This is a genomic window from Psychrobacillus sp. NPDC096426, from assembly GCF_044762745.1.
Lineage (GTDB): Bacteria > Bacillota > Bacilli > Bacillales_A > Planococcaceae > Psychrobacillus.
In genome coordinates, this window is sequence record NZ_JBIWEX010000018.1 from 69,775 (window position 1) to 90,200 (window position 20,426).

Consider the following 20,426-nt stretch of genomic DNA (forward strand, 5'->3'; position numbering starts at 1 on the left):
TAAAAAAATGGCGAAAAAGCAAAAAACAAATGCTGTTCGAATATTAGAGCAGCAAAAAATAGAGTTTGAGCTAATTGAATATGAATTGTCTGGTGACAAAGTGGACGGGGTAACTGTAGCAAACAAAATTGGCTACCCTGTTTTTGTTGTATTTAAAACACTGCTCGTGACTGCTGGAACAGGGAAGTATTATGTATGTATTGTCCCGGTTAGTAACGAATTGAATTTAAAAGCAATCGCAAAAGTAGTAGGAGAGAAAAAAGTAGAATTGCTTCCGCTAAAGGATTTACTTCCAACTACCGGATACATCCGTGGGGGGTGTTCTCCGATTGGGATGAAAAAGCTGTTTCCAACAGTAGTAGATATAAGTGCGGAAAACAATAATTTTATCATCGTAAGTGGTGGAAAAATAGGGCTTCAAGTGAAACTTGCTGTAGCTGATTTACTGAAAATGACAAAAGGGCAAATTGCAGCGATTTGTAAATCGGAAAGTGATGAATGAATGGTTGTCTATACAAAAAAGAGCGCGGAAAAATTAGGAATGATTTTCGGTGTTTTTTTTCATACTCTAGGTTTTATATCGACCGCGATATAGGGATAATCCTTCGAAAGAAATTTACCGCTAGGACTTCCGCTGCTGGGCGGACGCTTTCACCCGGGTGAGCGATGAGCCATTGCCGACGCTTACGCTCACATAGGAACAAAGGCTAAGAGCGTCACATCGTGTGGCAACGCCTTCGTGACCAACATCCTGTTGGCCTCCGCCGGGGTCGCCGCCTTCCGCTTCAATCAACGAAATATACTAGCTAGTTAGCGCCTAGCTAAACAAATCAATCAGAAATATTAGAACCGCTGCAGGAATGTAAAAGTTGCAGCTATCACTAAATGAAAAAATTGCTTTGCTTATCAATCAGTGAACATAAGCTTCACTATGCTATGAATTAAATCATTAATGTATATTTTCGTAATATTAATGGTCGTCTCCTATTAAGTAAACTCTTTGATATGGGAAATGATTGCTTCCCTTAAAGAACTAGTTACTTTCAATGATTAGTTTGTTGCTTTTATCCATATACTGGATAAGTTTTCATGAGATACTTACTAATAATAGATTTTCCTCTTAATTCAAATAAAACTTTATAAAGCGAGAAACTAATTAGTCAGCAAGCTCCTTTGATTTTCACGGAAGGGTGGCGACTCCAGTGGGATGAAGTGAGACAGGTGAACCTTCACAACGCACGCGTAACGTCGGTGAAGGTTCATCGCTCACCCCACGGAAAGCGTCCGCCCTGTAGCGAAAATCATTGCAGACACTTTATTCAACTTGCTAAAACGCATGATTCCTATTATGTGTGACATTCCATTCATCATGTTCTCTTTTTCAATTCGTTCGCATATAGTATCCATTGAACGAAAAGATTGAAAGGGTGATAATTTGGGCGGGACAGTTACACATTTTATGGGGAAATCGTATACGGGGCAAGGTGTGAAAAACTTTTATAAAGAACTGATTCATGAAGCGAAAAAAGTATATTTCTTTAAAGGACCGACTTCTTATCGGCTAACAGAAGTATTGAAAGAAATAGGATATGCTGCTATTCGCAGAGGCAAAGATATGGAATGGTTTTATGATCCTCTTCATGAGGAAGTTTTAGAAGCGGTATATATTATCAACTCGAAAACGCTTTACTTACACACAGATGCCGTTGACCCGATATATTATGGAGCTGGGCATATATGGCTTCCGTATTATGAAACGTACGATGATCGGAAACTGCACGATTTAGCTCCGTTAATACGCGATAAACAAATTGCGAATGAAGTATGGTTAACGAAAGGGCTGCAAACATTATCAAGAGCTAAAGTTATCCATGATGAATGGGAGCAACTAATCCAACCAGCAATTGATTGGGACGGCATAAACGCATTGCTAGAAACAATCAAAAAGAAATGTATTGGCAACGTGCAACTTCAAAAAAAGTCTGACGTGACACATCGATTAATGGGATCCCTCACTCCAACAGGCGCACAAGATACGTTGAAGTCCATCTCTAAAAACTTAAAGTCCAGATTGTATATAAAAGGATTACCTGGAAGCGGAAAATCCTCCTTTATGAAAAAATTTGGAGAAGCTGCAAAGTTACAAGGATTAGATATTCGTTTTATCTGGTGCGGACTAGATGCAAATAGTGTAGATGGAGTCGTCGTCCCTGAATTGCAACTATGCATGGTAGACGCGACAAGTCCACATATATACGACCCAGAACGCGAGGGAGACGAGATTGTCGATTTCTTACCACATATTAAAGAGGAATTACTCGATGAGAAAATGATTGTAGAAGTGAGAAAACGATACGCATACGAAATGGAGCTTGCCCAAGACTATATTTCTACGTATGCTAGTGAATCCAAAACAATCAGAATGCTCTATGACTCTACAATAGATGAAGAAAAATGGACAACTTTCCAAAATGAAATGATCGCAACTATCGAGTGAGCAGGGAATATCATCCTGCTCTTTTTTTCGTATTTTGCAGGGAACATGTTAAACTAGAGAAGACTATTTCGCTTGAAAGGAAGATGACTTTGTCAAATGTACTAAACAACTTCTTAACGGAAAACTTAGATGCACTAAAAAACCAAGGCTTATACAATGAAATCGATCCAGTAGAGGGAGCAAATGGTGCAAAGATCCAAGTTCGAGGTTCGGAACTTATCAACCTATCTTCTAATAACTATTTAGGACTTGCAACCAATCCCGAGCTTAAACAAATTGCGAAAGATGCAGTGGACAAGTATGGTGTGGGAGCAGGAGCAGTCCGTACGATTAACGGAACACTAGACCTTCACGTAAAACTAGAAGAAAAACTAGCAGAATTCAAAGGAACAGAAGCAGCCATTTCCTATCAGTCCGGATTCAACTGTAACATGGCAGCCATCTCAGCCGTTATGGATAAAAACGATGCTATATTATCGGACCAATTAAACCACGCTTCAATTATCGACGGTTGCCGACTTTCTAAAGCAAAAATCATTCCATTCAACCACTCCGACATGGAAGATCTACGCGCAAAAGCAAAACAAGCTACGGAATCTGGTCAATACAATAAAGTAATGGTCATCACAGACGGTGTATTCTCGATGGATGGCGACATTGCCAAACTACCAGAAATCGTAGAAATCGCAAAAGAGTTCGACCTTATCACTTACGTAGATGACGCACATGGTTCAGGTGTTACTGGTAAAGGAAAAGGAACAGTGAAGCACTTCGGTTTAGAAAAAGAAATCGACTTTCAAATTGGTACTTTATCGAAAGCAATCGGTGTCGTAGGTGGATACGTTGCGGGGAAAAAGAACTTAATCGACTGGCTAAAAGTTCGCTCACGTCCATTTTTATTCTCAACAGCATTACCACCAGGGGACGTAGCAGCAATTACTGCAGCGGTTCAAATGATCATCGACTCAACAGAGCTACATGATAAACTTTGGGAAAACGGAGACTATTTGAAAGCGGGTCTATCAAAACTTGGCTTCGATATAGGTGCATCTGAAACACCAATTACTCCATGTATTATCGGAGACGAAAAGCTTACACAGGAATTCTCCAAACGATTATTCGAAGAAGGCGTATATGCAAAATCCATCGTCTTCCCAACCGTACCAAAAGGCACAGGCCGCGTCCGCAACATGCCAACTGCTGCGCATACGAAAGAGATGCTGGACGAAGCACTCGCGATTTATGAGAAAGTTGGACGAGAGCTTGGGGTAATTTCATAAACTCATTAACTACCTCGGCACATAGTGCCGGGGTAGTTTTCCGATTTCGTATTAAACTATCTTGATTAATGTAATATCCCAACCAAAAAAGCAGCCGATTATGGCTGCTTTACTTTACGAAAAGTCTTTCTCCATATGCTGAAACGCATAAAGCAAATTAAACTTCTGAACACCTCTCGCACTCTCAACACTAGCTTCCGCTACATCTCGAAAAGTCTCCAAATCCCCAAGTTCCTTAGCAATAATTGCCTCAATCGCATATGGCATCCAACCCACCGGCAAGTCCGCTTTTAAAGTCCATGCTTCCTCATAGTTTCCTTGCAGTGCTTCGGAATACGCTTTGTAATATGTACGTAATGGCTCTTTACTTATTTGTTTAGCGAGTATGACAAAAGAAGCAACATCTTTTTCATGTAGTGCTAAATTCGTTTTATACACTTGTTGCATATATGGTTGTTTATATTTCTTCAAGATTTCATTAATCGCTTGGATAATTGCCTCTCGATTCCCTGTTTTTACTGCAAGTGCGTATGTAAAAATAGGCTTCTTTTGATTGTCTTCTAAATAGCGTTCGATACGTGCTAGGTTATTAGATTTGTACACAATATACATCTGGGGAACAACTAATAAAAGAATGTAGAGTACAACGATACTCAAATAAATGAGCCAAAACGGAAGTTCCAAAAAGCTCATTACAACTGTAAGTACTATCCCTAGTAAAATTATTAAAACATATCGTAAAATTTTCATGTTTACCTCTTTTACCTCTTTTATTACTATTATACCAAATCCTCCTACAAAACTCATATTGTACTTTTAGAAAGAACAGCATATAATAGAAAAAAATAAACGCCATTAAAACAATGTTAACGAATATAGAGTGTTCTTTCCAAAAATACAATTGTTTTCAAAGGGAGTAGACAACATGAAAAAAATCATGATTACCGGAGCTTTAGGCCAAATTGGTTCTGAACTAATTACAAAACTACGTAAAGAATACGGTGCAGAAAATGTACTTGCAACCGATATTAGAGATATCTCATCAGAAACAACGAAAAGCGGACCATTTAAAATTCTTGATGTAACAGACGGAGAGAAAATGCACCAAATTGCAAAAGATTTTGGAGCAGATACGATAATGCATATGGCTGCGCTTTTATCTGCAACAGCGGAAGCAAAACCGCAATTTGCGTGGAATTTGAATATGGGTGGACTCATGAATGCGCTCGAAACTGCACGTGAATTGAACATGCAATTTTTCACACCAAGCTCAATCGGGGCATTCGGACCCTCTACTCCTAAACAAAATACACCGCAAGATACTTTACAGCGTCCGACTACGATGTATGGCGTGAACAAAGTAGCAGGGGAGCTTCTTTGTGATTATTACTTCCACAAATTCGGTTTAGATACTCGTGGTGTACGCTTCCCAGGACTGATTTCGAACGAGACATTACCTGGTGGGGGAACGACCGATTATGCGGTGGATATTTATTACAAAGCCTTAGCAGAAGGCAAGTACACATCGTATATTGCAGAAGGAACGTATATGGATATGATGTATATGCCAGATGCACTGCAAGCAATTGTAGACTTAATGGAAGCAGATGCTTCGAAGTTGATTCACCGAAATGCATTTAATGTAACAGCGATGAGCTTTGAGCCAGAGCAAATTGCTGCATCTATTAAAAAAGTATTCCCAACATTTACAATGGATTACGATGTGGATCCGGTACGTCAAGCAATTGCGGATAGTTGGCCAGATTCGATTGACGCTACTTCTGCAAAAGATGAGTGGGGCTTCACGTATAAATATGATTTAGATGCGATGACAAGAGATATGCTAGAAAAGCTAGCAACTAAAAAAACAGCGGACACCTTATAAAAGGGTTCGCTGTTTTTGATTTCATTAGAATATAATATGTGCCGCTGCTGCAATAATCGGAAATGCAATAAGTGTACGTAGTAGGAAAATAACGACTAAATCTTTAAAGTTAACCGGTATTTTCGAACCAAGTAACAGACCGCCAACTTCAGACATATAAATAAGCTGCGTTACAGACATAGCGGCGATAAAGAATAGTGTAACCTCTGATTCAATGCCTCCAGTAAGTAGCGTAGGAAGGAACATATCCGCAAATCCAACAACCAGTGTTTGAGCCGCTTCTGCTGCTTCTGGAATACCAAATAGCATTAATAATGGTTCAAATGGTTTTCCTAATATAGTGAAAATAGGCGTGAACTCCGCAAGCATAAGTGCGACCGTACCAAATGCAAGTACCACTGGTGCGACACCGATATATAAATCGATTACATTTTTAATGCCATCCGCGAAAAACTTCTTAATAGAGCGATTATCATTGGCTTTCACAAGTGCATTTTCTAAACCATGTGTAAAAGCATTATAGCCTTCAGGGAAATCCTCTGCTTTTAAATCAAGAGGACGACCATCAATATGCACTTCTGGTTTACCGCGTAATGGATAAATGCGAGGCATGATGAATGCTAATACAAGACCACAAAGTAAAACAGTAAAGTAAAATGGTAAGAAATAATTAGAAAGACCAACCTCATCGAGTACAACAATACAAAATGTGATGGATACTACAGAAAAAGTAGAGCCAATAATAGCAGCTTCTTTTTTCGTATAGTACCCTTCTTCATATTGTCTCGCTGTTAGTAAAACTCCGATTGTTCCATCGCCAACCCAAGAAGTCAGTGCATCTACTGCAGAGCGCCCGGGTAATTTGAATAGTGGTCGCATTACTTTTACCGCCATCGTACCGAAAAACTCCAGTAATCCAAAGTTCAATAAAAACGGTAATAACAACCCGGCAAATAGGAAAATAGTGAATAAGAAGGATACTAAACCGTCTGGACTAAGTAACATTCCGCCCGTATTTTCATTCCAAATGGCTTCAGGTCCTACTTGGAAGATGATTAATACTGCAAACACAGCACCAACTACACGAGTAATCGTCCAAAATAGAGAGACTTTAAATAATTGATTGATAAACGTGTTTTGTCTTGGTAAAAACAAAAACACAATCGACCCAATTGCTGCAATCCCTATCATAACAAGCGCAACCCATTGAACGAATGGGGCAATTGCAGCAGATAAAATATTGGAAAATAACGCAATTGGAATTTTAAAACCTTCCGAAGTAGGAAGGGGTATCATAAACATAATGACTCCTGCGATGGATGGAAGCAGGAATAAAAGCCATGTAGATAAAGAGAACTTCTTCAAAAATATAGACCCACTTTCTGCAAATGAATAATTATGCGTGTTGTTAAATCATTTATACATACTAATTCATTTACATAGAGAAGTCTATATAAACACGTGATGTTCTATTATTCGAAATCTTTATTGAAGTCGTATGTGTAGAAACGTTCGTAATGTAGCCAATTTTCCGCTTCTGGCTCACCGTCTGCTAAGCGTTTCTCCATTTCTTCTAGCATCCATGCAGTTTGCGAAATATGTGCCCGCATCGATCCCATTTTTTCTTCTCTAGACTCTTTAATATTATGCACAATATCTGGTTCTCCTAAAACTTCCTTTGAATCGTTTGAGAACGCTAGTGCATAAATAGTAGGGCGTGACTCTTCCGGCATGCGGCGAATAGCGCGAATCATTGCACGTCCAGTCGCATCATGATCAGGATGCACTGCGTAGTTCGGATAGAACGTAATGACAAGCGATGGATTCGTATCCGCAATTAGATTTTCCATCATTCCTACCATTTTTTCATCGTCTTCAAATTCGACTGTTTTATCACGGAGCCCCATCATTCGAAGATCGGTTACGCCCATTGCTTTTGCAGAAGCGAGCAGCTCTTCCTTTCGAATTTGTGGGAGTGTTTCGCGTGTTGCAAAAGGAGGATTTCCTAGGTTTCTTCCCATTTCGCCTAACGTTAGGCACGCATATGTAACTGGAATTCCTTGTTTTACATACGTTGCAATCGTACCGGAAACGCCGAAAGCTTCGTCATCTGGGTGAGGGAATACAACAAGTACATGTCGTTCCATTGGTAAAGTCATTTGTTTGTCCTCCTTAATAAGTGAATGGTGTTTTACTAATTTGTAATGCTACTGCCAGTTTTCCATTTTGGTCATGTCCCGCCATTAATAAACGATCATGTTCATCTAATTCGAAATGGGTAACGCCTTGCGCGTATACCCATCCGTGCGGTAATTTAAGACCAACACGATGCGGTGATTCGCCAGCTACTTTCCCGAGCTCATAACGGAGCATAACATTGCGGATAAAAGCACCTGCATTGAATACTTTTTCATCAAAATGCGAAGCGTATGCACCATTCGTCGTTTCTAAATGGATATATACATCTTCGTTTGCAAATTTATTCAAAAGTACTTGTAATTGTTCAACATTAACAAGTTCCATCTATTTATAGCCTCCTAACATACTGTCTTTTATAAGTATAATGAAAATAAGTTTTGGAAGCGAATGATTGAGATGAAAAAACTCGTAAAGTCGTCGTGACTTTACGAGTAGAAATTTTCTTATACAGTTGTAGTGGTAACTTCTGGAGCGCCAAACTTACCTTTTGCTCCGTGAAGAACTGGTCCTACGTATTGGTTAAGTTTCCAACCGTGTGCGATTGCAGCAGAAACGAATTCTTTTGCTTCTAAAACGGAGTCTGCAACCGTAAATCCGTTTGCTAAGTTAGCAGTAACTGCTGCAGCAAATGTACAGCCAGCTCCGTGGTTATATGTAGTATCTGTTTTTTCTGTTTCTAATAGCGTATGCGTTTGTCCATCATAGAAAAGGTCAACTGCTTTTTCATGTGCTAATTGTTTTCCGCCTTTGATCACGACATTTTTTGCGCCAAGTGCATGAATTTTTTCTGCCGCAGCTTTCATATCGTCAATTGTTTTAAGTGCTCCTAGTCCCGAAAGTTGTCCAGCTTCGAAAAGGTTCGGAGTAACGACTAAAGCGCGTGGGAGTAAGTGCGTGATCATTGCATCTACTGTGCCTGGATTTAACACTTCATCTTCCCCTTTACAAACCATAACAGGGTCGATTACGACGCTCTTCGTACCAGATTCTTCTATTATATTTCCTGCAGTTTCGATAATTTCTTCTGTACTTAACATGCCTGTTTTAATCGCATCGACATTTGTCGATAATGCTGTTTTTGCTTGTCGTTTAATCTCTTCAACAGGTAAAGAGAAGACACCGTGGCTCCATCCGTTATCGGGATCCATTGTAGCTACGACCGTTAAAACGTTCATACCATATGTACCGTGCTCTTGGAATGTTTTTAAATCTGCTTGTATACCAGCTCCGCCTGAAGTGTCAGAGCCTGCAATTGTTAGTGTTTTTTTTATCGACATTTTAGCGTGTCCCCTTTTGAAAAAAGTTAATATTACTTATTATATCAAACAATAATCGAAACTTACATTAAGGAAGTTTAGGTGCAGTTAATAACTTCATCAGGATGAAAATGAAAACAGCAGCGACGACAAAAGTGACAACGGAACCGAATATAATATTATGTATAAACAAGGAGATTGCTAAAAATAGAAGCAAGCCAATGAATAGAAGCATCCCCAATGTAAAACAGCCGAGTCCAAAGTTTTTAGCGGAATTTGGAACTTCATTCTTACTAGCAGCTTGTTCAATTTTTCTTAGTTTCTCCCGATAATGTAAATCAGCCATAAGCATATCCCCTTTTTTTCATCGTAACAGATATAGAATAGTTGTGAAACGGGCAATTTTTTTGTACTGTTAACGTAGTAGAATAAGAGGAAAAGAGGGAAGATATGCGAAAAGATGACAAAATTCGTGAAATGGAAAAACTACTAGAAGAATTAAAAGCGCAAAACGAAACAGCGGCAACGATTGTAGAAAGTCCTTCTAAACAGGGATTTACTTTTTGGAAAATGCCACGAGCTTTATATAGATTACGAGTGAAATCATTAATCGTTATTGCAATAATTGTTCTGCTCCTATTAGCTGCGTTACCATTTGCCGCTTATTGGGCTATTCAAGGCAGCACGTTTACAGAGAGCAAAGGCTCAATCGTCGAACGAGTACAGGCGCTAAATGAATTGTCGACTGCTGAAGCCTATACGAAAGTAATTATCGAACGACAAGATAACCAAATATTCGGCAAAGAAATCGGCATAGACTTACCAGGGACAAAAAGACAGCTTCTCGTTGTAGTGCCTGGGGCTGTTCGAGCAGGAATTGATTTTTCACAAGTGACGGAATCGGATATAAAAGTAGACGACGAGAATAAGACGGCGACACTTACATTACCGATGCCACAATTTCTAGGTGGACCGGAAATTTTCTTCGATCAAGTAGAAGTATTTTCCTATGAAGGATTATTTCGTGAAAAAGCGGATATAACAGAAGCATATGAACTGGCAGAAACAGCGAAAGAAATGATGATCGAAGAAACGATGGGACAAGGTATTCTCCAGTTAGCGGAAGAAAATGCTGCGAAATCTGTAAAGGAAATGTTCCAATTAGTAGATTACGACGTGAAGGTTGAGTTTAAGGAGTGATAGGCCATTGCCAAGTTGGAAAGAAGTTTTAGCAGATGAATGGGAAAAGCCATATTTTATCGAGTTAAAATCTTTTTTAGACAAAGAATACGAAGAACAGACGGTTTATCCTGCTCGATCTGATATTGGGAGTGCTTTTCTTGAAACGCCTTTTGACGAAGTGAAGGTAGTAATTTTAGGACAAGATCCGTATCACGGAGAAGGACAAGCACATGGGATGAGTTTTTCAGTGAAGCCAGGTGTTAGGGTGCCGCCAAGTTTGCGTAATATGTTGAAAGAGCTTGATGATGACCTAGGTTGTCCGATTCCTTCAAACGGTTATTTATTGAAATGGGCGAAGCAAGGAGTTTTATTGCTTAATACAGTTTTAACCGTTCGGGCAGGAGCAGCAAATTCACATAAAGGAATGGGTTGGGAAACGTTTACGGATGAAGTGATCAAGCGGTTATCCGAAAGAGAAACGCCGATTATTTTTGTATTGTGGGGCAGACCTGCACAATTGAAGAAAAAGCTAATTAACACAAAGAAGCATACGATTATTGAAGCTCCCCATCCAAGTCCACTTAGTGCGCATCGAGGTTTTTTCGGCAGCAAACCGTATTCGAAAATAAATGCACAACTCGAAGCTTGGGGTGAGGCGCCGATCGATTTTTGCTTATAATTATGCTATTATATGGAATGGAAAGTGAGGGAGTCAATTGGCTGTAAACTGTTTTAAATGCCGCCACTTTTATACTACATGGGATGCCCGTCATCCACGTGGATGCAAAGCTTACGGATTTAAAACGAAAGAGCTCCCAGCGGCATTCGTAAAGCGTACCTCTGGCGTGGAATGCTTGAAATTCGAACAAAAGCAAGAAGAGGGGCAAAGACGATGATTTCGAATGAACATATTTTCATGCAAATAGATAAACAACTCGTATTAGCAAAAACAACTGGCAATGAAAACACAAAAAGAGAAGCGCTCGCTGCAATTCGGGCATTATGCGATTTAGCGCTAGAGTCAGTGCCTTCATCTTCACCACAAGCCCCGTCAGTTGTACAAACTGTGCCAATAGCACCAACTATACAACAGCCAGTAGCGCTGAAGGAAGACGATGCAAACGGAGAGTCATTATTTGATTTCTAAATAGAAAGATTAGAAAGTAGGAATGATTGTGAAATTATTTATCATTGCAGGGGCTATCAACGGATTTTTAGCAGTAGCATTTGGAGCTTTTGGAGCACATGCTTTAAAAGAAAGATTGTCTGAAAAATATTTAGCTATTTGGGAAACGGCTGTTCAGTATCAAATGTTTCATGCGCTTGCATTAATTGCGATCGGCATTTTAATGAGTAGTAAATTAATTGGGCCTGTTTCATCACTGAATACAGCAGGTTATTTAATGTTAGCAGGGATTATTTTGTTCTCGGGAAGCTTGTATGTATTGAGTTTAACAGGAATCGGCATTTTAGGAGCCATTACTCCGATCGGCGGCGTAGCGTTTTTAGTTGGATGGATTATGATTATTGTTGCCGCAGTGAAGTTTGCGAGTTAAAGAAGTGAATAGTGAGTAGCTAAAACTAAGAGACTTATCCTCTGAAATCGGATAAGTCTCTTTGTTTATAAATTGTAGTTAATTTCTTCATCAAATGTTACGTAATCTAGATAAATCATTAACATTAAGTATCTTTTCCCATTTGGATCACTAATAATGACGTGATCGCGACCCGCTGCTTCTACATAGCCTTTAATAACTTTTGCATTCCATTCTTTGTTATTTTCGAAGGTGAAATAGAATGTACCTAGTTTTCCTCTATTCATTCTTAAAATGTTCTCAATATAAGATTCTTCTGTTCGTCGGCCTGGGCTTGGTGGTTGAGCGGGAGGAGTCATTTGCTGTTGTTGCGGTGGGTAACCTCCAGGGTGCCAGTAATATTGAACCATTCATACATCCTTCCTAGAAATGAAATTACACGCTTGGGCAATCGGCAACGGTTGGAGAATAAAAACAAAGTGGTTTTAGACGTCCGGTGTTTTACTGGTTATACCATTGAACTTTCTATCGGATTCACGGGCTCGTTGATAGAAATACGATTTGGTTGTTGCTTCAAAATCACCTGGTCTTTGGAATACCGTCTCTTCCAAATTACGTTTATCACGAAAATCTAGGCAATCGGCAAGCACTCTGTCCAGTCCAACATTACCAACCAATAGCATGCCAAGCTGACCATCACCCTCTGCTTCTGCACGCATTAGCATAGCAAGTAGATCTAGTTGTTTTAAATTGGATTGAATTGCTGCCAATGCACCACCTCCTATATATACACTATGTTTGAAATAGATAAATGATACATATTGATAGGAGAGAGGGAAAGAAAAAAAGACCGCAACTGCAGTCTCCTTAATTATCTATTTAGATATTGAAAAATTCTCCGCGTTTGTCACCTGCAAGAATTGTACCGATGAAGAAAGAACCAAATTCTGCATAACGAGCGCTTACTTCGTCAAAACGCATTTCGTATACTAACTTTTTGAATTGAAGTACGTCATCTGCGAATAATGTTACGCCCCATTCGAAATCGTCAAATCCAACAGAACCGGAAATAATTTGTTTTACTTTACCAGCGTAGCCGCGGCCAATTTTTCCGTGACTTGCCATAAGTGCACGGCGGTCTTCCATCGACAGCATATACCAGTTATCATCGCCGTTACGACGCTTGTCCATTGGGTAGAAACAAATATATTGAGAACGTTGAAGTTCCGGATACAAACGAGCACGTACATGTGGATTTTGATATGGATCTTCCGTCGATTCTCCAGCTAAGTAATTAGACAATTCTACAACAGATACGTAAGAATACGCAGGAATTGTAAAGTCTGCAATCGTTAATTTATTGAATTTCGCTTCGATTTCTTGAAGTTCGTCTATTGTTGGACGTAAAGTCATTAACATGAAATCTGCTTTTTGACCAACAATTGTGTAAAAAGCATGTGCGCCAGTTTTTGCGTCATCTGCTTGTTGAAGTTCGTCTAAAAATGCGATAAATTCATCCGTTGCTTGTTTGCGAAGTTCTGGGTCCACTTGTTTCCATGACGCCCAGTCCATTTGGCGAAAATCGTGTAAAACGTACCAACCGTCTAATGTAATTGCTGCTTCATTCATTTTATCAGGCACTCCTTTTATATAAGAAATTTACATCTTCAGTGTATCATAAGAAAAGATTCTTATCTCGTAATGACTTCGATATGACATGACAATATGTGACAAAGTCGTGTATGCTTGAACTAATGAAAACAGTAGCGCAAGCGTTAGATTAAGGAGTAAGTTGCATGTCACAAATAGAATCATTATTACAGCAAAAAGTTTGGCGATTTTGGGATCAATCACTTAGTGGAAAAAATCGCTCCGCATTAGAATCCTTTGCAGCGGACGATCTTCTTTGCCATTTAGTTGGACAAGGTTTGTCGCCAGCAACTGTTCGAACATGGGTACATGATCAGACTGTCGTATTAGGCATTCAAGACCACCGATTACCATTCGTAGAAGATGCACAAGATTTTCTACGTACGCAAGGATATACACCGATTGTGCGTAATTCAGGTGGTCTTGCGGTAGTATTGGATGATGGGGTGCTAAATATTTCAATCGTATTGTCCGAACGAGCGCAGTCGATTGATATTTCAGCAGGTTACGATGTGATGTTTGCTTTTATCCAGCTCCTATTTCCAGAAGCAGAAGGGAAAATAGAAGCTTATGAAATTGTCGGTTCGTATTGCCCAGGTTCATATGATTTAAGTATCGATGGGAAGAAGTTTGCTGGTATTTCACAGCGTAGACTCCGCCAAGGAATCGCCGTGCAAGTGTACTTATGTATTGAAGGAAGTGGAAGTGAACGGGCAGATTTGATTCGCCAGTTTTATGAAATTGGCGTGCAAGGAGAGGAAACAAAATTCAGCTACCCCGTCATTAAACCAGAAGTTATGGCTTCGCTGAGTGAACTGTTAAACGCATCTTTTACCGTTCAAGACATCGTGATTCGGGTTCAGCAAGTACTGCAGCAACTATCTACAAAAATAGTATCGCAATCCGTCACGCAAGATGAAATGGAGCTTTACCAGTTTTATTTGCAACGGGTTGTCGATCGAAACAAAAAGATGCTTACGCAGGAATAAGAAAAACCACCAACTGCTTACATAGTTGGTGGTTCTTTTGAAACAAGGTTTCCGTTCTTCTCCATTTGGAAAACAGGTACTGATGGTAATTCTTCATCATTCAATGTAACGAGTCGTCGTGCGCGATTCATGATTTGTACAAACTGCTCGTAATCTTGTTTAATCGCCGCATTTTCTTTTTCGAGTTTTGCAAGTTCGCTTTCTAGTTTGCGAATTTTCTCGTTAGATATAGAAGCTAAATGGCGATATCTGGATATATCCGAGTCGCTATGCTGTAATCGAACGAGATATGCAATAATGATATCAATCGATAAAGCAGAAACGGGAACTGATGTAGTGCGTTCGCCTTCTTCTTGAGGCTTCGCCAGATAAATACCGTTTCCTCTTCGTCGATAATCTTTCCCTAAAATACGTAGTTTTTCTTTTCGTTCTTTTTTCGCTTCTTTTAATTCTGTTTCATATTGATGGCGAACAACTGCGTTCCAGCGAAAACCACATGCTGCTGCAGTTCGATTTAATTCATCTCCTGCTTCTTCGAATGCATTTAGTTGCGTACTTCCTTCGCGGACGTGTCGCAACACCATTTCCGCTAACATTTCATCATTTTCTGTCATCCATGCGTCTTGTCTTATTTTTACCATTTTGGTCCTCCTACTTTGTTCATAGTTTCGTTATTCTATTAACATCATGGACAACATAGCGCTCTTTTATTCACGTAAAATACACTTGATAGCAATATATCTTTTAAGATACAATGGCGTGTAGACTATTATCATTAACATAATTCAGTTGGTGTTCGTACACCAACTGAATTATGTTAATGCATCAGGCGGATGTCATAGATTTTGAAAGGAGGCAATTGTGCGAGCACAATTCAAAATCTGGACGCAATTACGTCGAGACGTAATTAATGAAAGGGGTTGTGGACAAATGGCAAACCATTTTCGAGTTTGCGATGAATGTCAGGCTGTTAATTTAAAAACATTAATTCCAAAGCTAAAAACAATAGATCCAGAAGCAGAAATTGAAATTAAAGAATGTCAATCTTACTGCGGACCAGGACGTAAAAAGACATTCACATTTGTCAATAATCGTCCAGTTGCTGCTTTAACTGAAGACGAATTAATGGAAAAAATACGTGCCAAACTAGAAGACTAAACATTTACAAGAAGAACTTATACCGCCTTACAATGAGCGGTTTTTTTCTTTATAATATAGAGTAAATAACATCTAACTTCACGGAGGTGGACAAATGAGCTATGCAACGCAGAAATTAGCAGAAGAGAAAGTGTTTAAGGATCCAGTACATCGATATATCCATGTTCGAGACCAAGTAATTTGGGATGTCATTGGCTCGAAGGAATTTCAACGGCTTCGACGCATAAAACAGCTTGGAACTACATATCTAGTTTTTCACGGTGCAGAACATAGTCGTTTTAGTCACTCTCTAGGAGTTTATGAAATTGTTCGTCGCATTGTGGATGATAGTTTTGACGGTCGACCAGAATGGGATGCTTCCGAAAGGCTATTAGTTTTATGTGCGGCCCTTTTACATGATTTAGGGCATGGACCATTTTCACACGCTTTTGAAAATGTGTTTAATCTAGATCATGAGGAATTTACAAGAAAAATATTACTTGGGGATACCGAAGTAAATGAAATATTAAAAAGAGTAAGCAATGATTTTCCGCAAAAAGTAGCAGATGTTATTGGCAAGACATATGTAAATAAACAAGTCGTTAGTTTAATATCCAGTCAAATCGATGCAGACCGCATGGATTATTTGCAACGAGATGCGTACTTTACAGGGGTAAGCTACGGTCATTTTGATATGGAGCGAATTCTGCGTGTAATGCGTCCCCGGGAAGACCAAATCGTTATCAAGTCAAGCGGTATGCATGCGGTGGAAGACTATATTATGAGTCGATATCAAATGTACTGGCAAGTATACTTTCATCCCGTTTCGAGAAGTGCAGAAGTGATTTTAACGAAGATTTTGCATCGTGCAAAGGCTTTAAGTAAAAACGGATATGATTTTGCGCAGCAACCAACGCACTTCCAAGGCTTTTTCGATGGTACGTTTACATTAAAAGAGTATTTAGCTTTAGACGAAGGGGTTTTATTGACGTATTTCCAACTTTGGGTGACGGAGAAAGATCCGATTTTAGCTGACTTGAGTTATCGTTTTGTCAATCGTAAGCTATTTCAATATATTGAGTTTGATCTTGCAAAAGATTATATGAAAATGAAAGAGTTGGAGTTATTATTCAAAAAAGCAGGAATAGATCCAGAGTATTATTTAGTATTTGATTCGTCATCGGACTTGCCGTACGATTTTTATCGACCGGGTGAAGAAGGAGAACGAATTCCTATCCATTTACTCAAGCCATCTGGTGAAATTAGAGAACTTTCCCGTGAATCAGAAGTAGTAGAAGCTATTTCAGGAAAACGTCGAACCGATCATAAATTATATTTTCCAGAAGATTTTTTAACAGAAGACGGCAAGAAAAAAGCATTGAAGAAGCAAATATTACAGTTATTAAAATAATTCAGCAGAAAGTCGATATTGAATTTTGGGACTTTGTCTAAGATCGCCGCGTCCTGCGGTAACGCCAAGCGACCAACATCCTGTTGGCCAAAACCTCCGACGGATGTCACAGCTTTCGTATGGTGCAAGGCGAATTTGATTAAATAAGGTGGGCTAGAATTGCTAGAAGAACATGCAAAGATTATACAATTTATCGGGGTAGCAGACGGAATAACTGGCAGAAAAAAGCTGCAAAAAATGGTGTACATCGCTAAAAAGTTAGACTATCCATATAAAGAAAAATACGAGTTTCATGTGTATGGTCCGTATTCGCATGAGCTCACATTGCGAATAGAAGAACTATGTAATATGGGTTTTTTGCAAGAGGAAAGACAAGATAAAGGGTCATACGTACAGTACAAATATCAAATGACGGATGCAGGTGAGCATTTTACACAAATGGCACAAGTGGAAGAAGCAACTCCAGCGCTTATCACATGCATTACACAAATGAAAAACAAAAGCTCCCGCTTTCTGGAGCTAGTGTCGACTCTATTGTTTTTCGACCATCTTCCAAAAGAAGAACAAATCGAAAAGCTTCATGCTGTGAAAGGGAAATTAAATTTCACAGAAGAAGAAATTAACGAGGCATATGAATTCGTCATGAATCTAATGAACCTGAGAACTGTCCAATAGGGTAACGGGTTTCGTTACCTACCCGCAAACATTAAAAATATAATCTAAAATGACTATCAATTTGATAGTCGTTTTTTTGTTGCCACTCTGGGATTTATTTATAATGCCATTATGTGGCTATAACAGAAATACGTCTCACTTCAAAACGATTCATTTCCCCCTTTAACTTTAGTTTGTACTTTTGCCGGTTTGTGTTGCTTCCAGATAATGCTTTGCAGGAATATACCAGTCATACCAATAATGGATAGTCCGATACCGATTGTTTTAAAGGCGGTCAGTACCCCTAATTGTGTTATTAATAGTCCACCGAGAAGGGGTCCGGCAATAAAAAGGATACTCATTAAGGAATCTATTATACCGGTAACCCTTCCTATAGCTTCTTTAGGTGGTTCAGTTTGAATGAGGTAATTTACGGTAGTAAAAGTTAACCCATTTCCGATTCCACCAATAATAGAAAGACAGATTGCAAGTGCTATGAAATTGTAATGCAATAGGAATCCAAAACCTCCAGTCATTACACCGATTAGAAGACTTCCGGTACCGAAAAACCAACCAAGTTTAGAGATTTTTTTAAGTCTGTTTAGAAGTATGACCACAAGGAGCGATCCGATTCCAATAGCTGAAATTGCCCAGCCAGTATACCCGGGTTTGTTAGGGAACACCTCACTAAACAAAGTTACAATCTGTGAGTCAATCATTTGTATTGTTAAGGTGCTGAATATCCCGAATATGATACTCGAAAAAAGGATTTTGCTTTTTAAAACAATCTGCCAACCTTCTTTCCAAGAACGTAGAAATCCTGATTGTGTGTCTCCTATTTCTACACTTGTTTCGATTTCTTGTACCTTGATTTGTGTTAGGAGTATTCCGGAAAAAGTGAAAGCTATAGCGTTTAATGCAATGGAAACGTTCGGGGAAAATATTCCTGCCACTGAACCTCCCATGAGCGGACCAATCACCTTTACCAACTGAAACAGACTTCCATTAATAGTGATTGCTTGTATAATGTTTTTTTCGTCAATGATATTTCTCATCAATCCCTGCTGTGCAGGAAGGCTTATTACTCCCGCAGTGTTTCTTAAAAACAGGATTGGCAAAGCTAGCCAGGGGGTAGGCGTAAAGACAAGCAACAAAGTTAACACTGCACGAAACCAGTCAGAATAGATAAGGATTTTCCGCTTATTTCTTCGGTCTGCAAATACACCTGCAAATTGTCCTAAAAGTATACTAGGAATGGCATACATGATAGGGATTAGAGCAATCAGCATCGGGTCAGCCTTCCATGTATACCTGAATAAGATAAGTACCCCAACAAAATCAAACCAGTTTCCTAAGTTGGCTAAAGTATTAGCAGTAAAGAATTTAATAAAATTGCCATTGCGCCATATTGATATTTCCTTGTTCATAAATAATCCCTCCACGTTAGTGTCTCTAATACCGAGCATAACGAGTAATTATCAGAGGAATATCAGAGGAATATCAGAGGAAACAGAAATAAAAAAATTTTAGCAATTATTTTAAGTGATATTTTAACTGAATTTCAATTTTGCTATGTAATTCATTTAATTTGTACTCTTGTATATACTTTTTCTTTAATTCTTGATAGTAAGTTTGCAGTCTACCATTCATTCCAAACTCCTCTAAATAAAACAGAATCATATTTATATTTATTATCATACCAGGTATGAATTTAGCTTCCTGGAGTAGCTGAAATCCTTCATCAATATAATCTTCGGCTTTCGATTCATTCTTTTTGAGAAGGCTATAAATACCTTTAATAATTGAAAAATCCGCATTTTCTCTAAGATAAGGATAATTTACGAGGGCTTTTTTCGTTTCTTCCATCCTTTCCTCTATCTTCTGAAAGTTCTTTTGAAGTAAGGCAATATATAGTTCTGAAAGTAAGATCAACGGTACGAATCCTTTGATGTTTTTTTCCTCTATCTCTTTTTTAGATTGATGAAGAAGGGTAGTTGCTTCATCGAGTTGTTTTGTGAAAATCAAAAGGTATAGCCGATTTAACAACTTCATTTCTAATCGATAATATTCAGGTATTTCTTCGGCAGATAAAGCACACGTAAAGTAATCAAGGCATTGCATCTTATCTGATTCAATAAATGAATAGATGTGTAATAAATAAAAGCATTTTTCCCAAAAGGAGATTTCCGGTTCTTCAAGGAACCAACTGAAATTCCCTTTCATGAAATGGAGGTAAAGAAGGTTAGGCAAATCGATTTGGAAGCCAAACGCATTCTGATTTTCTTCTAAAAGCTTTAGAGCATCACCCTGTCCGTAGAGATGATATTTGTGAAAAAGGCTTTTGACTTGTGTGGATACTTCGTTGTCCTTTAATAATGGACTTTCATGTACCTCTTTCGTTGACAGAAGGTATCCTTGGCCTCTGATCGTTTCAATTTTAACCATGGATGAAAGGGGTTCAATTTTTTTTCTAACTCGATAAATATGGTCATCTACAGTTCTATCGACTGGATCTTCCATTGGCCAAACAGCGTCCAAGAGGTCCTCCCTTGAAAAAATTCGTGAAGGATTTTGATATAAAAATTTAAATAATTGATATTCCCTCGGTAAAAAAAATATTTTTTCGGAACGATATGTTACTTTATAACCTGTGTTGGAAAACTTGATCTTCTCCATTCTTTTCACCTCAACAAAATGGAATAATTTTTTATAGTTCATTTTAACAGATAGTTAATGGGGGCCTCTTTCTCA

At 38.8% G+C, this 20,426-nt stretch carries 23 protein-coding genes and 1 pseudogene; 12 read left to right on the top strand and 12 right to left on the bottom strand.

The window, feature by feature from the left end; genetic code table 11:
* Positions 1-7 precede the first annotated feature (7 nt).
* The 3 genes from ybaK to ACIQYS_RS15270 all read left to right on the top strand — a co-directional run bounded on the left by ybaK (position 8) and on the right by ACIQYS_RS15270 (position 3,777).
* Positions 8-502: a Cys-tRNA(Pro) deacylase gene (gene ybaK / locus ACIQYS_RS15260; RefSeq protein WP_402981778.1), complete on the top strand. Its 495-nt coding sequence runs from the start codon at positions 8-10 to the stop codon at positions 500-502.
* Between the two features lie 933 nt (positions 503-1,435).
* A complete protein-coding gene (locus ACIQYS_RS15265; RefSeq protein WP_402981780.1) occupies positions 1,436-2,497 on the top strand; it encodes a hypothetical protein in 1,062 nt (353 codons plus the stop codon).
* Positions 2,498-2,580: 83 nt separating this feature from the next.
* A complete protein-coding gene (locus tag ACIQYS_RS15270) occupies positions 2,581-3,777 on the top strand; it encodes a glycine C-acetyltransferase (RefSeq protein ID WP_402981782.1) in 1,197 nt (398 codons plus the stop codon).
* A 114-nt stretch (positions 3,778-3,891) separates the two neighbouring features.
* Here the strand turns inward: ACIQYS_RS15270 and ACIQYS_RS15275 are convergent, their stop codons facing one another.
* Positions 3,892-4,527 (bottom strand): hypothetical protein, encoded by a 636-nt coding sequence (locus ACIQYS_RS15275; protein WP_402981784.1) that lies wholly within the window; start codon positions 4,525-4,527, stop codon positions 3,892-3,894.
* A gap of 175 nt (positions 4,528-4,702) precedes the next feature.
* Between ACIQYS_RS15275 and ACIQYS_RS15280 the strand changes: the two genes are divergently transcribed.
* Entirely contained in the window at positions 4,703-5,662 is a 960-nt protein-coding gene (locus tag ACIQYS_RS15280) for an L-threonine 3-dehydrogenase (protein WP_402981786.1), read from the top strand.
* 24 nt (positions 5,663-5,686) lie between these two features.
* On the opposite strand, the gene ACIQYS_RS15285 is transcribed toward ACIQYS_RS15280, so the two are convergent.
* The 5 genes from ACIQYS_RS15285 to ACIQYS_RS15305 all read right to left on the bottom strand — a co-directional run bounded on the left by ACIQYS_RS15285 (position 5,687) and on the right by ACIQYS_RS15305 (position 9,463).
* A complete protein-coding gene (locus ACIQYS_RS15285) occupies positions 5,687-7,027 on the bottom strand; it encodes a YjiH family protein (RefSeq protein WP_402981788.1) in 1,341 nt (446 codons plus the stop codon).
* 107 nt (positions 7,028-7,134) lie between these two features.
* Entirely contained in the window at positions 7,135-7,821 is a 687-nt protein-coding gene (gene bshB2 / locus ACIQYS_RS15290; protein ID WP_402981790.1) for a bacillithiol biosynthesis deacetylase BshB2, read from the bottom strand.
* A 13-nt stretch (positions 7,822-7,834) separates the two neighbouring features.
* Positions 7,835-8,185, bottom strand: coding sequence for a YojF family protein (locus ACIQYS_RS15295; RefSeq protein WP_402981792.1), 351 nt, complete (start codon positions 8,183-8,185; stop codon positions 7,835-7,837).
* Positions 8,186-8,304: 119 nt separating this feature from the next.
* The gene (gene thiD / locus ACIQYS_RS15300) at positions 8,305-9,138 is read right to left on the bottom strand and encodes a bifunctional hydroxymethylpyrimidine kinase/phosphomethylpyrimidine kinase (protein ID WP_402981794.1); all 834 of its coding nucleotides are present in this window, start codon (positions 9,136-9,138) and stop codon (positions 8,305-8,307) included.
* Between the two features lie 67 nt (positions 9,139-9,205).
* The gene (locus ACIQYS_RS15305) at positions 9,206-9,463 is read right to left on the bottom strand and encodes a hypothetical protein (RefSeq protein WP_402981796.1); all 258 of its coding nucleotides are present in this window, start codon (positions 9,461-9,463) and stop codon (positions 9,206-9,208) included.
* 104 nt (positions 9,464-9,567) lie between these two features.
* Between ACIQYS_RS15305 and ACIQYS_RS15310 the strand changes: the two genes are divergently transcribed.
* From ACIQYS_RS15310 to ACIQYS_RS15325, 4 genes are all read left to right on the top strand, one after another.
* Positions 9,568-10,317: a DUF4230 domain-containing protein gene (locus ACIQYS_RS15310; protein ID WP_402981798.1), complete on the top strand. Its 750-nt coding sequence runs from the start codon at positions 9,568-9,570 to the stop codon at positions 10,315-10,317.
* Positions 10,318-10,324: 7 nt separating this feature from the next.
* A complete protein-coding gene (locus ACIQYS_RS15315; RefSeq protein WP_402981800.1) occupies positions 10,325-10,978 on the top strand; it encodes a uracil-DNA glycosylase in 654 nt (217 codons plus the stop codon).
* 213 nt (positions 10,979-11,191) lie between these two features.
* Positions 11,192-11,446, top strand: coding sequence for a YwdI family protein (locus ACIQYS_RS15320; protein ID WP_402981802.1), 255 nt, complete (start codon positions 11,192-11,194; stop codon positions 11,444-11,446).
* Positions 11,447-11,474: 28 nt separating this feature from the next.
* Positions 11,475-11,855, top strand: a complete 381-nt coding sequence (locus ACIQYS_RS15325) for a DUF423 domain-containing protein (protein WP_402981803.1) — start codon at positions 11,475-11,477, stop codon at positions 11,853-11,855.
* A gap of 65 nt (positions 11,856-11,920) precedes the next feature.
* On the opposite strand, the gene gerQ is transcribed toward ACIQYS_RS15325, so the two are convergent.
* The 3 genes and pseudogenes from gerQ to hemQ all read right to left on the bottom strand — a co-directional run bounded on the left by gerQ (position 11,921) and on the right by hemQ (position 13,463).
* Positions 11,921-12,244 (bottom strand): spore coat protein GerQ, encoded by a 324-nt coding sequence (gene gerQ / locus ACIQYS_RS15330; protein WP_402981805.1) that lies wholly within the window; start codon positions 12,242-12,244, stop codon positions 11,921-11,923.
* 25 nt (positions 12,245-12,269) lie between these two features.
* Positions 12,270-12,604: pseudogene (locus ACIQYS_RS15335) on the bottom strand (cell wall hydrolase).
* A gap of 109 nt (positions 12,605-12,713) precedes the next feature.
* A complete protein-coding gene (gene hemQ, locus ACIQYS_RS15340; RefSeq protein ID WP_402981807.1) occupies positions 12,714-13,463 on the bottom strand; it encodes a hydrogen peroxide-dependent heme synthase in 750 nt (249 codons plus the stop codon).
* A 167-nt stretch (positions 13,464-13,630) separates the two neighbouring features.
* Between hemQ and lipL the strand changes: the two genes are divergently transcribed.
* Entirely contained in the window at positions 13,631-14,473 is an 843-nt protein-coding gene (lipL, locus tag ACIQYS_RS15345; protein WP_402981809.1) for an octanoyl-[GcvH]:protein N-octanoyltransferase, read from the top strand.
* Between the two features lie 17 nt (positions 14,474-14,490).
* Here the strand turns inward: lipL and ACIQYS_RS15350 are convergent, their stop codons facing one another.
* Positions 14,491-15,114: an RsfA family transcriptional regulator gene (locus ACIQYS_RS15350; protein ID WP_402981811.1), complete on the bottom strand. Its 624-nt coding sequence runs from the start codon at positions 15,112-15,114 to the stop codon at positions 14,491-14,493.
* Positions 15,115-15,403: 289 nt separating this feature from the next.
* On the opposite strand from ACIQYS_RS15350, the gene ACIQYS_RS15355 reads away from it, so the two are divergent.
* The 3 genes from ACIQYS_RS15355 (at position 15,404) to ACIQYS_RS15365 (ending at position 17,696) form a co-directional block, all read left to right on the top strand.
* Positions 15,404-15,631 carry a YuzB family protein gene (locus ACIQYS_RS15355; protein WP_402981813.1) on the top strand — a complete coding sequence of 76 codons (228 nt, stop codon included), beginning with the start codon at positions 15,404-15,406 and terminating at the stop codon, positions 15,629-15,631.
* 94 nt (positions 15,632-15,725) lie between these two features.
* Positions 15,726-17,021: an HD domain-containing protein gene (locus tag ACIQYS_RS15360; RefSeq protein ID WP_402981815.1), complete on the top strand. Its 1,296-nt coding sequence runs from the start codon at positions 15,726-15,728 to the stop codon at positions 17,019-17,021.
* 159 nt (positions 17,022-17,180) lie between these two features.
* Entirely contained in the window at positions 17,181-17,696 is a 516-nt protein-coding gene (locus ACIQYS_RS15365; protein WP_402981817.1) for a YwgA family protein, read from the top strand.
* A 140-nt stretch (positions 17,697-17,836) separates the two neighbouring features.
* Here the strand turns inward: ACIQYS_RS15365 and ACIQYS_RS15370 are convergent, their stop codons facing one another.
* Entirely contained in the window at positions 17,837-19,102 is a 1,266-nt protein-coding gene (locus ACIQYS_RS15370; protein ID WP_402981819.1) for an MFS transporter, read from the bottom strand.
* 106 nt (positions 19,103-19,208) lie between these two features.
* Complete coding sequence (locus ACIQYS_RS15375; protein ID WP_402981821.1) at positions 19,209-20,393, bottom strand: winged helix-turn-helix domain-containing protein; 1,185 nt, start codon at positions 20,391-20,393, stop codon at positions 19,209-19,211.
* Positions 20,394-20,426: the final 33 nt, after the last annotated feature.